General features: G+C 35.7%; 12 protein-coding genes. 3 read left to right on the top strand and 9 right to left on the bottom strand.

The features are described from left to right. The first annotated feature begins 25 nt into the window (after positions 1 to 25). Positions 26 to 2,011 (top strand): serine/threonine phosphatase, encoded by a 1,986-nt coding sequence (locus tag AACU33_RS33830; RefSeq protein ID WP_096594629.1) that lies wholly within the window; start codon positions 26 to 28, stop codon positions 2,009 to 2,011. A gap of 144 nt (positions 2,012 to 2,155) precedes the next feature. Next, the gene (locus AACU33_RS33825; RefSeq protein ID WP_096594628.1) at positions 2,156 to 3,406 is read left to right on the top strand and encodes an FHA domain-containing serine/threonine-protein kinase; all 1,251 of its coding nucleotides are present in this window, start codon (positions 2,156 to 2,158) and stop codon (positions 3,404 to 3,406) included. Positions 3,407 to 3,462: 56 nt separating this feature from the next. Here AACU33_RS33825 and AACU33_RS33820 read toward each other — a convergent pair whose 3' ends face one another. Next, on the bottom strand, positions 3,463 to 3,681 hold the full coding sequence (locus tag AACU33_RS33820; protein WP_096594627.1) for a DUF4327 family protein: 219 nt from the start codon (positions 3,679 to 3,681) through the stop codon (positions 3,463 to 3,465). A gap of 904 nt (positions 3,682 to 4,585) precedes the next feature. Here AACU33_RS33820 and AACU33_RS33815 point away from each other — a divergent pair. Then, on the top strand, positions 4,586 to 5,005 hold the full coding sequence (locus AACU33_RS33815) for a tetratricopeptide repeat protein (protein ID WP_096594626.1): 420 nt from the start codon (positions 4,586 to 4,588) through the stop codon (positions 5,003 to 5,005). A gap of 161 nt (positions 5,006 to 5,166) precedes the next feature. Here the strand turns inward: AACU33_RS33815 and AACU33_RS33810 are convergent, their stop codons facing one another. From AACU33_RS33810 to rfbH, 8 genes are all read right to left on the bottom strand, one after another. Further along, on the bottom strand, positions 5,167 to 7,884 hold the full coding sequence (locus tag AACU33_RS33810) for a glycosyltransferase (protein WP_096594625.1): 2,718 nt from the start codon (positions 7,882 to 7,884) through the stop codon (positions 5,167 to 5,169). Positions 7,885 to 8,074: 190 nt separating this feature from the next. Next, the gene (locus AACU33_RS33805) at positions 8,075 to 9,265 is read right to left on the bottom strand and encodes a class I SAM-dependent methyltransferase (protein WP_096594624.1); all 1,191 of its coding nucleotides are present in this window, start codon (positions 9,263 to 9,265) and stop codon (positions 8,075 to 8,077) included. 25 nt (positions 9,266 to 9,290) lie between these two features. Further along, positions 9,291 to 10,502 carry an FkbM family methyltransferase gene (locus tag AACU33_RS33800; RefSeq protein WP_096594623.1) on the bottom strand — a complete coding sequence of 404 codons (1,212 nt, stop codon included), beginning with the start codon at positions 10,500 to 10,502 and terminating at the stop codon, positions 9,291 to 9,293. Between the two features lie 100 nt (positions 10,503 to 10,602). Continuing rightward, entirely contained in the window at positions 10,603 to 12,408 is a 1,806-nt protein-coding gene (locus AACU33_RS33795) for a thiamine pyrophosphate-binding protein (protein ID WP_096594622.1), read from the bottom strand. Positions 12,409 to 12,410: 2 nt separating this feature from the next. Continuing rightward, positions 12,411 to 12,998 carry a hypothetical protein gene (locus AACU33_RS33790; protein WP_096594621.1) on the bottom strand — a complete coding sequence of 196 codons (588 nt, stop codon included), beginning with the start codon at positions 12,996 to 12,998 and terminating at the stop codon, positions 12,411 to 12,413. 22 nt (positions 12,999 to 13,020) lie between these two features. After that, positions 13,021 to 14,532 (bottom strand): N-acetylneuraminate synthase family protein, encoded by a 1,512-nt coding sequence (locus AACU33_RS33785; protein WP_096594620.1) that lies wholly within the window; start codon positions 14,530 to 14,532, stop codon positions 13,021 to 13,023. Further along, complete coding sequence (locus AACU33_RS33780; protein ID WP_096594619.1) at positions 14,525 to 15,571, bottom strand: NAD-dependent epimerase/dehydratase family protein; 1,047 nt, start codon at positions 15,569 to 15,571, stop codon at positions 14,525 to 14,527. The genes AACU33_RS33785 and AACU33_RS33780 overlap by 8 nt, the downstream gene beginning before the upstream one ends. A 5-nt stretch (positions 15,572 to 15,576) precedes the next feature. Continuing rightward, the gene (gene rfbH / locus AACU33_RS33775) at positions 15,577 to 16,890 is read right to left on the bottom strand and encodes a lipopolysaccharide biosynthesis protein RfbH (protein ID WP_096594618.1); all 1,314 of its coding nucleotides are present in this window, start codon (positions 16,888 to 16,890) and stop codon (positions 15,577 to 15,579) included. Between the last annotated feature and the right edge of the window lie 2 nt (positions 16,891 to 16,892).

Here is a 16,892-nt window from a genome sequence, read left to right as displayed (position 1 = left end):
GGAACGGGAATGAGGAACTTCCACTATGCTGATTTGCCCTCAGTGTAAATTTGAAAACTTCAATACCAATAAATTCTGCCAAAACTGTGGTGCATCCCTGACCCAGAAGATCTGCCCGGAATGTAGTACCTCCGTACCTGTCAACGCCAAAAGTTGTCTTAATTGTGGCGCAGACTGCGGAACAGTGTGGTTGGCAATTATTGGCAAAGTAGCCACTGGTAGCGAGGAAATAGGAACTGGGGGCGATCGCGAAATTCAGGAAGCAGGAAAAGATGAGGATGTCATACCTTCTCTATCCTCTACAGCTAGTAGCTCCCAGCTTGTAGTAGGCTCTTATTTAGACCCAGAGCAACGCTATCAAATATTAGACCCGCTACCAAGTGTAGAAGAACCTGCTGCGAATACTGAAGTGTGTATTCAAGTCTTAGATTGCCAACCATATCAAATCTCACCTTTTTTGGCGATGTTAGAAAATCGCCAAAAGGGACTAGTAACACCATCAGTAGAAGCAAGCGCAATTCCCCAACTGGCTAAACCTTATGTAGCCTTACAACCACAGGGACATCCAGGAATTCCGCCAATTCATGATGCATGGCATAAAGATGAGATGCAGGTCGTACTCATCCAAGATCGCTCAAATTGGCCGCGTTTACTTGACTTGTGGCAAGAAAACACTACAAGTTCATTGCAAATTTTACACTGGTGCTATCAGATGACCCAATTATGGGCAGTCCTAGAACCCGTAAATTGTTGTCAAAGTCTTTTGGATTTGTCGAATTTGCTTTTGGATGAAGACCAAACTCTAGCCCTAGGACGCTTGTATTCGGAAGAATTTCATCCTGTGCTAGCGAATTTAACAGAGCAAACATCTGTTGAACAAGAGCAACCTTTAACAATCAAAGCTTTGGGGCGTGTTTGGCAAGCTTTATTTAGACAGTCTCAACGCACTCAGTTTGGCTCGGTAGTCCAGATGTTAGGTGATTTGGAACTGGGTAAGATTGAAACCATTGCCCAATTGCGATCGCGTTTGGAAGAAATGTCTACCGAAATCGTTGCACCGACAATTGAAACTTTGCCCCCAACACAGGAGCAGTACAACACTGCACCAACTATGCTGCAATTTGATGAGTTAGACGATTTCAACGCCAAAAACGACGATATGCCTACAGTGGTCTTGCCAATGCAGTTAAGCAGCTTGCAAGATACAGGACAAACTGATGTGGGTCGTCAACGTCATCACAATGAAGACTACTTTGGCATTGAAACCAACATTAACAAACTAGAGTTACCTAGAACTAGAGTTCTACAAGCCCGTGGTTTATATATTCTCTGCGACGGTATGGGGGGACACGCGGGCGGCGAGGTAGCTAGTGAGTTAGCAGTCAATACTTTGCGACAATACTTTCAAGAACATTGGATTGCCAACCAACTGCCAACAGAAGATGAAATCCGGGAAGCAGTATATCTCGCAAATCAGGCAATTTACGATCTGAATCAAAAAGAAGTGCGTTCTGGAGTTGGGCGCATGGGTACTACCCTAGTAATGCTCTTAATTCAGGACAGCCACGCCGCAGTTGCTCATGTAGGAGATAGCCGCCTTTATTGCGTAACTCATAAACGAGGATTGGAACAAATCACAGTCGATCACGAAGTCGGTCAACGTGAAATTACGAGAGGAGTAGAAGCCAGCATCGCTTATGCTCGTCCCGATGCTTACCAACTTACCCAAGCCCTAGGGCCCCGTGACGAACACTCAATTAATCCTGATGTAGAGTTTTTCGAGATTAATGAAGATACTCTCTTTATACTAGCCTCGGACGGTTTATCGGATAATGATTTATTAGAAACCCATTGGCAAACACACTTACTTCCTTTGCTTGGCTCTGGTACTAATTTAGAAGCTGGTGTTACAGACCTAATTGATTTGGCAAACCAATACAATGGTCATGACAATATCACCGCTATCCTAATCCGAGCAAAAGTGCGTCCCAATCTGGACAGTTCAAAATAAGTATGAAATATGAAGTTTGACTTATCTATCTTTATAGACTGCAACCACCCTAATGGTAGGTTGTTAATACCTAACAAAACTATGGCCAATGATAGTTGCATCTCAATTTTTTAACCTTTATCCTTCATCCTTTAACCTTGTATTGTGGTTACTCTGACACTGCTAGAACCGCAACAAAAAACGCCACTCAAGCAATGGTATTTTGAAAACTCCTCCGCGATTAAAGTGGGACGCGCGGCGGATAATCATGTGGTATTAAATGATAGTTTAGTTTCCCGCTATCATTTAGAACTTAAGCCAGTCAATTCTGCCAAAAATGGCAATTCATGGCAGGTAATTAGTCATGGTACGAATGGAACTTTCCTCAATGGCGTCCTTGTAACTCAGAGCCAACTACCAGATAATTCCCTGCTGCAACTAGCACAGGGAGGCCCAATCCTAAAATTTCAACTTCAGGAGGTAACAACACCAGAATCTTGGCCGCGGCAAAAAGAAATTCCCGGCTCAACGGAAAAAACCTTTGCGCCTTCATCTTCTAGCTGTACTCATGAAGGGAACTCTCCCAACAATCTCTTTTGCATCCATTGCGGTCAACCTTTATCGGTGCAAAAGACTATTCGCCAGTATCAGGTTTTACGAACTTTGGGGCAAGGAGGCATGGGTACTACCTATCTTGCTTGGGATGCAGCAGGTGCGATCGCCGGACACCCACAACTGCTGGTGTTAAAACAGATGAACGCCGATATGGTGAAAATAGCTAAAGCCCAGGAATTATTTGAACGGGAGGCTTATACTCTCAAATCGCTTCATCATCCGGGAATTCCCAAATATTATGACTTTTTTGTTGAGGGCGGCAAAAAATATTTGGCGATGGAATTAGTCCACGGACAAGATTTAGAAAAACGTATTTATACCACAGGGCCAGTTATCCCAAGTCAAGCGATCGCTTGGATGATTCAGACCTGCGATATTTTAGATTATCTCCACAGTCAGCAACCACCATTGATTCACCGGGATATTAAACCCGCTAATCTTATGGTGCGAAATTCTAACAATCGTATAGTAGTACTTGATTTTGGTGCGGTTAAGGAAATTGGTACGGCCCCAGGTACTCGGATTGGTGCTGAGGGCTACTGCGCTCCCGAACAAGAACGAGGACAACCCCTCACCCAATCAGACTTATACGCCATTGGCCCTACCTTAATTTTCCTGCTGACTGGTGAAAATCCTTTCAAGTTTTACCACCAGCGAGGGCGACATTTTCGGTTTGATGTAACTAGTGTTCCGACAATTACTCCTCAATTAAGAGCGATTATCGATCGCGTTACAGAGCCATTGCCACGCGATCGCTATCAGACTGCTCAAGAATTAGCTGCGGCACTAGCTACCTGCTAATGACATATACAAGCAAGTATGAAGGCTGAAAAATTTCATCTCCCATACTTCAAACCTTACTCTTCGTCCCAAGCTTCTACTGCTAACAATTCACCGATCGGATCTTGCATACTAAAGCCAAAATCCAACAGTTCTTGTTTCCAGTACTGCCATTCATTGCCATAGAGCAAAGCAATTTTCCAAATGCTATCAGATGGCTTGATAATATTCGATTCTACGAGTGATTGCACGTTAAGCTGCAATTTCACCATTGGGTGAATTACTTGCTGAGTCATAACCTCGATTCAATTCAGATTTTGTTTAGTAAATGCTTAATCAAAACTGCTTTCCGTCTTGCAAATGTCACCGATGCGTAGAGCGTTTTACTTTTGGCAAAGCTAGTCTTAACTTTTTAACTATACCATAACTAACTCTACAAAGTTGCTGCGTAATTCGGTTTTGTACGGTAATTACCACCACAAAATACTAATTACATCGAACACTCATCATAGGCACCAAAAGCAACTATTAGTCGTCTCCATAGATGCATCAACAACAAGGGTAAATACGACTAGTAAAATTGTATTTGTTTTAGTCAACGGAATATGTGCAGAGTGTGAAACCCATATAATCTGGGCTGTTGGGAAGTTTTGTGATTTAACGGTTCAATTATTTCCCGTATTTGAATCTTATATAGAATATCGCAAACATCTGAAACTAAACAATCTTCTTGCAAATCTTTATATAAATTTTATATTGCCATCAACGAGGTATCTCTGTAGTATTTAATTTTACGTCTTTAGCAAAGATAAAATAGTGCTTTAGATAGATGAAGCTACAAAAAATCTAAATTTATTGCTTATCTAGAAATTACTTTATTCGTAAATTATTTTTCTTTAGTTTTTTGATTTGCTCGGTTAAGGTTATAAAGAATACAGGCTACTTTGGTAGCCTGGGCATTATGAACACACTCTACCTGCTATGCTTGCCTGCATGTATGAGAACCAATACGACGGCAGGCGATCTCTGCTGAAAGGGTAAGTCCTGTATTCGCATTCCATCAGACCCTACAGAGCTAGGTTTTGAATTTTGTGTCAAAAGATATTTCTTTACAGGATGATAAGTCCTGTCAAGGAGTGGGTACCCTTGTAACAGGAGGGTTGCTATTACCTAAGTATTTACCATAGCATCATATAAAGTATGGGTTCAGACGAACAATACCTAATTAACCGTCGCAAGCAGATTGAGCGGCGACAAAAGGTTTTAACATTAGTATCAATTGTGTCATTCTTGGGTTCTATCGTCTTTTCAGTGGTTCCTGCCATACAACAGGCTATTCACTCACCTAAGGCAGTAGTTACATCTCCAGAGAATTCATTAGAAAAACAGGCAAAAGGTTTTGAAATGGTATTACAACGGGAACCAGAGAACCAAATGGCCTTGGAAGGGTTAGTAAATGTGCGGCTAAATTTGAAAGATACTCAGGGGGCGATTCAACCTTTAGAAAAGTTAGTGAAGTTACGCCCAGACCGCCAAGATTACAAAGTTGTTTTAGAAAAATTGAAAAAGGAAGAAGGTAACACTAATTCGCAGATAAATAACCAGTCCAAGCCTAATTAATATCTTGTGACCTGCTTGAGCAAATTAACCAAAAAACTGTTACAAGTATAAAGTAATGGTGGCTATAAGACATTCGATTGTGATGATGCGATCGCACAACAGAAGGTCAGAGCTACGATTCTACCTCGCTCCCACACCAAGATTCAATTTTACTTTAATAGTTATAAACTTTCTAGAGAGCATAAAGGAATTTGTTTGATTTGCTGATTGACAAATATCTGTTTATTTTCATGTTCTAAGACGAATCTGGCCTTAATACAAGAAATTAAACTTTGCCACTGGCTCTCACTCAAATCCCTCAATAAAGAAATTGTCAAATTCTCAGTTATATCTATTGCTGATTCCAGCATCAGATTCATAGCTATACCTTGCAAGAAAAAATCAGCATCTTCTTTTGCAATATCATTGATATCTATCAGTAGGGTAATTTGCTGATGATTTGGATGGGATGCAATTAATTGCATAACATCCATCAATTCTAATCCTAATTTTTCTTCATCTGCTGACCAATCGGGAAAAATAATTATATTAATTTCTTTGAGGTTCAACTCTGGAAATGTGGCTTTAATTAAAGCAATTTTAACAATATTAGCCATTTCTTTCCAAGAAAAATGCTTCGCTTGTTCTAAACCTGCATTAATTAATAAGTTTCTGCAATCAGGTTTTTGCACTTCGCATAAAGCATTAACCATACCCTCGATATCATCATCTTTGACATAAATTACAGCCTCTCCTCCAACTTCTGGTAAAGACGCATTAGGAGTAGTAATTACAGGACAGCCACAAGCCATTGCTTCAACTACTGGCATTCCAAAACCTTCATACTGAGAAGGATAAACTAATGCTACTGCTCCAGCATAAGCTAATCTTAATTCTTCATCGTTTAGTTGAAAACCGTGAAAAGTGCATCCGGCAGTATATTCTCGCCATTCAGAAGGTAATAGAATACCTGCACCAGTAGCTACTATATCAAAACTTTGTTTATTGTAGAGTTGGGCAAATGCTTGAAAAAAGAGAATTGCGTTTTTATATCCTCCTAATCCACTTAATAGAAAATAGGGTTTATTTATCCCATATTTATATTTAAAAGCGTTTATTTCAACATCAGAAGCTGGGCAAAAGAGAGAATCTACCCCACAATGGGCAACAGTAATAGATTCTAATGGTATAGCTGGGAAAAATTTACTTAAGTCTTTAGCTGTGTTTTCTGATATCGCAATAAAAGCAGAAGCGTGTTTAATTCCGTTATGCTTTTCCCTCCACATTGGCTCATTTAAGTTACCCCCTAATACTTCTGGTATCATGTCATAAGCCATAAATACAGAAGGTGTATTAATAGGAGTGGTATAGTAGGTTGAAATAAATAATTCTGCTTCTTCTTCATCACAAATTTGTTGAAGAATCTGGCGATCGCTCTCAGTATTGTTATAGTCGTAGAATTGAATATTGCGATAATGAATACCATTAATTATAGGTGCTGTATTAGCGCGATCTAAAACCAAAATATGATTAGCAAAATCAGTATTCGCCCATTCTTTTAATAGGGATTTCCATACTCTGGCAATTCCCGTGTTAAATAGTTGGAAAAATACCCCGTCTATTAAAATTTTGGGAGTTAATGATTTATTATCTCGATTATTAATATTTAAATTATTATGGAGTTTATCTTTATAGAGATTAACATTATAAATAACAATATTTTCCAGTTTAGGCAATATTCCATGAGCTAGTTTAACAGCGTCAGCAACATTTGATATACCTACTTGCTCGCAATTAATAATTAGTTCGTTGAGCGAGCCATCTGTATTTACAATCACTCCTTGATAAGGTTGTATATTATTTAATTGATCGGTTGTAATTTTCTGCGGTATATTTAATGTAGAAACAGATATATTATGTTTGTTAGCTAAAGCCTCAATATCTTGTAATATACTTTGATATTGGCTTGGATCTCTATTTATTGATGAAGCTATATAATTTAATAATTTATTTATATCTATATCTAATTCATTATCCTCTGGGAAAAATAATTCTTTAGTACGAATTTGTCCATCAGCAAAACCTATCTCCTGATTCTTGGTTGGAACTAACCTGGGATGAGATTCTATAGTAAAAGACTTTTTTTCTTCTTCTAGAAATGCTTTCATTGGTTCTGCATTAAAACCAGGAAAACATACTGATGCACCTATACTATTCGCCGAACTTCCTATAATAGATATAGAGCGAAACGAATATAGATAACTATCTGAAAAGTAAGCATTAACTATCCCAGAGTAAGCATCCGCCCCAATACCCATATTAGATGACATAAAATATTTCCCATGTATCGACTTGATTTTATCAATTAAGTCTTTATGCACAAAAGAGTTGTATATCATGGGCAAATATTCATGAGAAAGCTGATAATTATAAAATTGTTTCAGCTTTTCTCTAGAGTTCCAAAACTCCGCCACTTGCAATAAACCAAGGTATAATCTGTTGCGAACCCAAGGCACTATTGCATTCGGCCATCCATAAGAATATCGCCGCCAAGACAGGATATTGACCGCATATTCACTTATTAGTTTTTCCGCCAGTTCAAGCCCATCTGGCATTAAGGCATCGTCATCTCCTAAAATAAACATATATTCTCCGGTAGCATGGGATAAACCCATTTCCCAGTTATCAGACATTGATAATCGCTCAGGGGCGCGATAATACTTTATTCTTTTATCTGCAAATGATGCGACAACTTCAGCAGTTTCTCGGGTGCTAAAATTATCCATAACTATTAATTCAAATTCTTTATATGTCTGACTAATTACGCTCTGAATCGTATATTTCAGTGTATCGTGTCTTTGCCGAGTAGGGATTATGATCGAAAACAGATTATCTGACATTGTTTAATTATCCTGATTAACTATATTTTCGTAAGTCAGCAAGTATTTACATAGAAAAATACTTTATGATTAGCATATACTTGCTATTATATTTAGAAATAAAAATACTAATTCCTAGTAATTTTACAGTATTGAAATTTTTGTAAGAATTTATATGCTTTTACATAATTTATATTCATCAGCTTAATATTTAGTACAAAACTATTAAATCATTATCAAGTTTAAGTATTTCTCTAATTTGAATTTTTATACTCTCTTGAAACACACGAGATGAGATGAGGATGGGTTCGTGTTGATTTTTTATATCATAAGGAGAAATGATAGGAATATTAAATAATTTTTTGGCTTGATAACGATGATTAGAATCAATAAAAGCTGAAATTTTTGCCTGAGATAATCTACTAGTCTCCATCAATCTCAATGTATGAGTGCCAGTTCCCCAAACAAGAATAGGAGAGTTTTTATCAACAAGATCATTAATAATTTTATGAATAGAATACTCAATTTGTTGGGATTGTTTAATATAAGTACTTAAGTCAATTTCCGTAACTTGATCTCTAAGCAAAAAAACCGGATATGAATTTTCTATTTTCTTATAAATACCCATTACTGATGTTGAGGTTGTATTGTCACTTTGAGGATAAGTTTCTTGCAAAGAAAGTAGCTCAACAAAATTAAAATTTCTCATCAAACGAGATAAAGAAACAGGAGAAAAAAAGTTAATATGTTCCATGCTAAATTGCTGGAATGGAGCATCAGTATACACAGAAAATCGGCTAGCATCGGGAACATCTATGAAAAGTATTCCCTCAACAGCTAACATATTACTTAGTCTAGATAATGCCTTATCTAAATCTCGAATATGTTCAAGTACACCGCTTAATATAATGCAATCAAAAGGCTTTTCGGGAATTTCAATATCCCAAAGATTACCTATTTGCACAAAAATTCCATACAACTTTGCTGCTACTTCAGAACATACAGGAGAAGGATCTAATCCTTGGACATTTTCATATCCACTTTCTTTAAGCAAGGATAGGAGACGACCAGTGGCACAACCTACGTCAAGTATTGAAGATTTTGTTGAGTTAAGATATGGTTTAATAGTCTTTACATACATCTCAAAACGTATCAGATCGAATTGTGATTCTTTCCCTCCACTATTTTGATATTCATACTTTGACATTTCCTGATAATAAATATCAAATTGAGTTTGTTCGGGAATATTATCAGCATAACCAAATCCACAATTTTCACAGACAACGACATCATAGCTTGTTAACAAGCTACCATTAGATAAGGCAGAGAATTTTTGTCCAAACAATAAATTTTTAGCTTTGCTATTACAGATGGGACAGTTGCGTTTTGTGTTTTGAAGCATATTAATGTATATAAATTAGTTAAAACTATAGTTTTAAACGACTCATAGGAACGGCATAAAAAACTAAGTCCCAACATTCTTCACCATGAGGGCTTAAAAAGAAGCGATATTGATTAGAAAGGGACTGGATTAATAAAGGAATTTGCCATAAATGATTTTGGCAATGATAAACAGAAATCGCTAGAATAGGAGAATATTTTTGAATTAATATTTTAGCTCCTAAAATAGCATCTATTTCTGCGCCTTCAATATCCATTTTGATAATGGAAGGAATACAATTACTTAATAATTCATCCAAAGTAACACAATCTACCTCGATGGTACCAAGTTCTGTGATTACTGATGAAGCTGTACCTGTAGCAGCAAAGCGTAATCTTTCTTTTTGCTTACCTACTGCTAGAGGAAATAACGTTATTTTTTCTCTGATAATACTAGTTAAGCTGTAAACATATTCTTCCAGCTTAGTAAAATTTTTTTGATCGGGTTCTAACGCAATAATTTTTCCAGTAAATGAGTTTTGATATTTTAAGAATTGTTTAATAGTATCTCCATCATAAGATCCACAATCCACAAATACATCATCTGGAGACAAGTTAAAAATATCTTGCCGAAAATATTGTTCTTGAGGGATAGGGGAAGGCAAATTGTCAAAATCTAGCAATATTCGCCATCGTAGTTGTGCTAAATATTCGGATTGCGATCGCTCATCAGCTAAAAGATAAAAGGCTTTTTTAATATTTTCAGTTTCTAAAAAAACTTTATGAGGTAAATCTAAGCAGTAATGGGGTAAAAATATTTGAGAATATTTCCAAAATAAAAATGCACAAGAAACTACTTTTTGACAATTTAGCCGTTGCAACTGTTCTCTTGTGTGAGCTAATCTATGTGTACTACAAGCTCTCCAAATTGTAACTATAAACACGGCTTTATCACCAAATTTGTCAGCAGCTTCTTCTGGAGAAAGTACAATTAAATTATCAATATATTGATGCCATAGATTAGAGTTATTATCAGCAAATGCTAAGGGTTCTATTCCTAATGTTCTTAATCCCGCTAGAGTTTTTCTTCCTAATTGTCCAGAACCAAATAAAACAATGGATTTTTCAAACGGTTCTGCTAATCGATCAAAAGACTCTTTTTCACGTTTGATGACAGAATCAAATTCTTCACTAAGTAAAATTTCCAGTTCTTTATTTAATGCAATTTTAATGTTTTCTTTTTTAGGATAAAAAATCATTTCATATTCCTATTTTTAGGATGTTTAATTAGTAATAAAAATAAGCATTTTGGTATTTTCTAAACAATGGCAAACTTTATATTGAGCAAGATTATACAAATTATTCCTCAATAGGAGTAACAATCATATTAGCCAAAAACTCTTCTCTCTCTAAAAAAGGCCACATATCTTCAAGCGGTTTAGAAACCATAGTACCATCTGGTTTGCTTGTGGAAGTAATACGAGGAGCGGTAAATTGATTAGGTGATATTAGAACTTCACAAATACAGGCTGAAGGTGAATTTAATACCTCTCTCACCTTTTCTCTAATTTCTCGATGATTAGCTATTTGGCTATAATGAATATCAAAAGCTGCACTAATTTTACTAAGCTCAGGTAAAGTTAGACCGCTAATATGATTACTAGCGACATATCTGCCTTGAAAATAATTTCTTTGTGTATTTTGAATAGAAACATAACCGTCGTTGTTTAGAATAAAAAATTTAATAGGTAGTTTTAATCTCTTAACAGTTTCTAGTTCTTGAACATTCATAATAAACCCGCCATCTCCATCAATACAGATGGTATGCTCTCCTCCACTTGCTAAACAGCCGCCAATAGCAGATGCAATACCAAAACCCATAGCTCCAAGCCCTTCGGTATTAAAAATCCGCATTCCAGGCTTAACTTTAAACCCTTGCATGGTAATTTCACTACAAGCTCCTGAACTACCAGGAATTAATAAATCATCTTCAGACATTTCTTCAGATAAAACATCAATAAGAACGTAGTTATTAACTCTATCTGACTCGTGCCAATATTCAGAGAGGATTACAGGATATTTAGCTTGCCAATCTTTGCAACGATTGAGCCAACTACTACGGTTTTGAGAGATAATTTTGTCTTTTTGCAGCAAAAAATATTCGATAAAATTACCTGCATCGGCATAGACAGGGACATCAATAGGCATCATCATTTTGCTAATTTCATTATGGTCGATATCAACAATAATTTTTTTAGCTCCACGCGCAAAATTTTGATGATTGTATCCAGTTTGTCCGAAATCTAGCCTAGCTCCAATACTTATTAATAAGTCAGAGTTTTGTTGAGTAAAGTTAGCTCCTCGCTGTCCGATCGCTCCAGGTCTACCGGCAAATAACCAGTGAGATTCCGGCAAAAAGTCAATAGCTTTCCATGTGGTGAGAACTGGAATTTGGAGGATTTCGATTAACTGTAAGAAATCTTCTATCGCTCCGGCTAGTCTAACTCCGTTACCAACTAAGATACAGGGTCTTTCTGACTGGTTTAATAGCCTAATAGTTTCATCGATCTGTTGTTGTAGTAAATTTGTATCAATTGGTTTTTCTAATTCCTGTTTATCAAAGCCAACTAACTCAGATTCTTCTATTTGAGCAGCTTGAATATCCAAGGGAATATCAATCCACACTGGCCCAGGTCTACCATTTTTGGCTAGGTAAACAGCTTTTTCGAGGTGATAACGGATGGTTTTGGGGTCTGTCACTACTACGGCATATTTAGTAATTGGTTTCACCATCTCTACAATATTTATTTCCTGAAACCCCATCTGTCTTACACCGCGCCTACCTACCAAATCAGCAGTTTTAACTTGACCTGAGATAAATAAACAAGGTGTAGAATCTAACCAAGCTCCAGCAACTCCAGTAAGAGTATTTGTTCCCCCTGGCCCTGTGGTGACTAAAGCTACTCCTAAGTTGTTGGTGTATTGTCCATACGCTTCAGCTGCGATCGCGCAAGCTTGTTCGTGAAGATTGCAAATATATTTTAATTGCTGACATCTACCCACAGAGTCTAGTAGATGCATACAGCCTCCTCCTGGAAGTAAAAAAATATGTTCTACTCCCAAATTGGCAATGAACTGAATTACATAATCAGAGAGTTTGATCATATTTAGTAACCTCTACCTAATTTTGTTAATGAATCTAATATCTCTGTTCGTGTCATGGTAGAGTTATTCCAAGGTTGAGGCATTAAAAATGTCTTCATTCCTAATTTTTGGGCTGCTTGAATATGATTAGGATTGTCATCAATCATAATTTGCCCCTGTTTCCACCAAGCTAAAAATGATTCTTTATCGCGATCGTAATCAGGAATAAATTTGCCTAATCGGTAAGAGGGAACGAAGGCAAAACACCGAATCCATTCACCAAAATGTTTAATTACCCAATCCGCCATCACAGGTGCTGCTTTTATTGGTGTTGCTGTTAAAGCAATATGACGAAAATAACTGCCCCATCTTTGAAACCACTCTAATACTTCTGGTTCTGGTTCTAAGCGAGATATACCTCCCGACAATCGATAATTATCAAGGCTATTTAAGTACTCTTCTTTCTCAAGCCCTAGTATTAAGTGAGGAGGATTTTCATTAAATTCTGTATATTTAATATTGCAATTAGGATGAGAAACTAACCAAGATTTCCACCACATAAGCATTAAATCATTTAATACATCATCCACATCCCAAACTATTGTTAACATTATTAATATTTCCTTTGATCGGCTAATTAATCCAGTAAGTTAGTTGGGTTTTTCTATCTTTTTTATCTGCAATATTTGGATCTGTATAGTAGGAATCTTCTTGGTAATGAGTTGAAGAAATTTCTTCTAATACTGTTCCATTTTCGCTACTGAAAGTATGTTTAGCACCTCTCTCTATAGTTACAATATCGCCTGCTTTACATCTCCTTTCTTCGCCATTAATAGTTATTTTGACATCACCATACTGCACAATAAATGTTTCTTCTTTGATTTTGTGATATTGTTCTGGGTGGCTTTGTCCAGGTAAAACCACAATTAATTTTTTACAGTATTCACGATTTATATAATTAATAAGAGTACAACCAAATTGATGAAATTTTTCAATTCCATAATGGTGAGATATTTCAAATTCTAATTGTTGAGGTACAACTACTCTGCTTTTTTTGAGCAATTTTTTAACTTTTTGAATAATTTCATATATTTGCTCTCTAATCTCTACTCTCTTGGTATTTACTGATAGAATAGCTTGATTTATCGGCAAATCTTCTTCAGCATAAAAATATGTATATTTAGACATATCATTAGCTGTAATTTGATTCTCTGTAGTAGGAATTGCCAAAAAAGTATTGCTTAAATCAACCTTTTCACCTTTTTTAATAGGATATTTGGCAAACACTCCTCTCCTCAAAGAGAACAAACTATTCTTTTCGATTTCACTAAAGTTTTGCCTTTGTCCTATTACTCCACACATATTTAAGGCTACTTGTGCTGATTCTAACCACTTTTTGACTTGGGTAGCGTTGGCTGAATAATTATTTAAAGATAAGGTCTGTGTTACTATACCAACATGCTTTTCAAAAATAGTAGCTCCTTTAGCTACAGCGATTTTAACAGCTTCAGTATTATCAGGATTTTCATGAGTAGAATACCCTATTCTAATTTGTGGATACCGTTGTTTTAGTAATTCAATTTGATTCAATTGTAGATTTTCTTCTCTTGTGGGATATTCACCTACACAATGCATCAAAGATATATTTTTTTCTCGATGTAAAAAGAAACTTACAACCTTATCAATTTCTTCTAGTTCTACTCCGGCTGTGGAAGCAATAATAGGTTTATTAGTTTGAGCTATTCTCTCCAATAAAGGCCAGTCTGTTAAAGAACAACTAGCTATTTTAATTATGTCAAAATTATGAGCTTCTATTTTTTTAACAGAATTTTCATCAAAGGGAGTACAAATTTTGATAAATCCTAATTTTTCTATTTCTTCTACTAACAATATAAATTCTGCTTCTGTTAGTCTTGTTTCAGAAAAACGCTTAATATATTTTAAATCAAATCTGTTTTGAAAATTTGGATGAATAAATGTATCTAAATCTCGGTATTGAAGTTTAAATCCAAATTGGAATCTGTCGGTAAAATTTTCTTTGATTTTGGCAAATTGGCGGATAATTTCTAAGCCATGCTCTAAAGAACCACTATGATTATTAGCCATTTCTAATATAAATAGCAGTCTATTATCGATATCACTCATAATTTATCTCCGGACGTGAATTAACAAATTTTGCTATCGACATTTTCAAGTCAATTTTCTGCTGTAGTTCAAGGTCTACATAAGCTCTTTTAACACAAGGTATATATCTTTCAGGAATTTGACCTTCTAACGGAGATTTATTTATATGAATCTCTGTTACTGGCGAGCATATTTCCGCTACTGTTTTAGCTAATTCTTTAATAGATATTGCCCGATCTGAACCAACATTATAAGGAAAACAACTTTTTCCTTTAAATAAAATCGTCCATAACCAAATCATCAAATCTGAAGCATATAAATACGATCTTAAAGGTGTTCCATCTCCTTTAATTTCGATAGTTTTTCCTTCTATAGCATCTCGAACAAAATTGCCAATAGCAAAATGAAGATTAAGAGGTAAATATGACCCAACAAATGCAAAACATCGGGCGATTTTAGTTTCTAGACCATATTGTTGACGATACAATGCGCAAAGTAATTCAGAAGCTCTTTTTCCTTCTCCATAACTAGATGATATACTACAAGTATCGGGAGCACCTTGATAAGTTTCAGGGATATGAGACATTGTCTGAGGTTGTTTACCATAGACTGCTCCAGAACTAGTAAATAAATATTTTTTTACTCCTGATATTTTCGCAAATTCTAATGTTCTTATTGTCCCTGCTATCATATCATTGAACATTCCTAACTGATTATCGTGATATAAACTAGCGTTATTGGAAGTTCCTGCATGAATTAAGTGAGAAAATTCTCCTTTTGGGAAGGTAAAGTTGCAAATATGACCCTGATGAAATTTTAAAGCTGGGTGATTAAACAAATGAGGACATTTTTGTTTAAATTTATCGGGATTCCGTGTTAAAACTACTGCTTGAGCAGACAATTTTAATTGCTCAACTATATAAGTAAAACTCTCTAGTAACCAACATCCAAAAAAACCTGTCCCTCCTGTAATAAATATCCTCTTCTCATTTATTTCCTCCCATAATGATTCTGTATGGATAAGAATATGTTGTAAGTCCTCTACTAATATTTTTGCCATATTCTTTATCGACTACAGAATTTATATAAATGTTTTATCATATATAATAATATGTTTTCATTTAAAGCAGGATAAACTCCAAGCCAAAAACTGTTATTCATTACATAATCAGTATTTGTTAAATCTTCAGCTACTCGATATCTTAAACCTTTATAGGCAGGTTGCCTAATTAAACTACCTCCAAACAATAATCTAGTTGCTATTTTCTGTTGTTCTAAATATTTCACTAACTCATAGCGATTAAAAGCAGCATTTTCTTTAACTGAAATCAAAAAACCAAACCAACTTGGTTCAGATTCATCGGTTGGCTTTGGCAAAATTAATACATCTTGTAAATCAACTAATTTTTGATATATAAAATCAAAATTATTTCTTCTTGCTTGTACAAATTGTGGTAATTTTTCCAACTGTGCCAAGCCCACTGCTGCTTGCATATCGGTCATTTTTAAGTTATAGCCAATATGAGAATAAGTATATTTATGATCGTATCCAAAAGGTAATTCCCCTAATTGCCAAGCAAATCTTTTATTACAAGTATTATCTACTCCAGGAGAACACCAACAACTCCTTCCCCAATCCCTAAAAGATTCTATGATTTTTTTTAATTTAGAATCATTTGTTAATACTGCTCCACCCTCTCCCATCGTAATATGATGAGCAGGATAAAAACTTACTGTAGCTATATGTCCAAATGTCCCTGTCTTTTGCCCTTTATATAGGCTACCTAAGGCATCACAATTATCTTCTATCAACCATAAGTTGTGTTTGTTAGTAAATTCAATTACTGCGTTTATGTTAAATGGATTACCTAATGCATGAGCAATCATTATCCCACGAGTGCGCTCTGACAATGCTGCTTCTAATTGGGTAATATCTATGTTATAAGAAGGAATTTCTATATCTAAAAATACTGGGACTAATTGATTTTGAAAAATTGGATTCACTGTAGTAGGGAATCCAGCCGCTACTGTTATTATTTCATCTCCAGGTTTTAATCTTTTCTCTCCTAATTCTGGGGAAGTTAGCGCAGTTAATGCTAATAAGTTAGCAGATGAGCCTGAATTTACTAATAGACAATGTTTAATCCCTAACCATTGGGCAAATTTCTCCTCAAATTCCGCAGCGAAACGTCCGGTTGTTAACCAAAAATCTAGAGATGAATCTACTAAATACTGTAGTTCTTGTTGATCGAATACTTTCCCGGAAACTGCTACAGGCGTTTCTCCTGGTATAAATTCTCTTTGTGGAAATGCTTCGGAGTAGTATTCAGCTACTAATTGGAGAATTTGCGATCGCAATAGTTGTTTTTTCTCATTCATTA

The organism is Calothrix sp. NIES-2098 (assembly GCF_963875125.1).
In the GTDB taxonomy this organism is placed as follows: domain Bacteria; phylum Cyanobacteriota; class Cyanobacteriia; order Cyanobacteriales; family Nostocaceae; genus Aulosira.
Note: the sequence above shows the minus strand (reverse complement) of the source record. Positions and strands in the feature narration are given on the sequence as shown.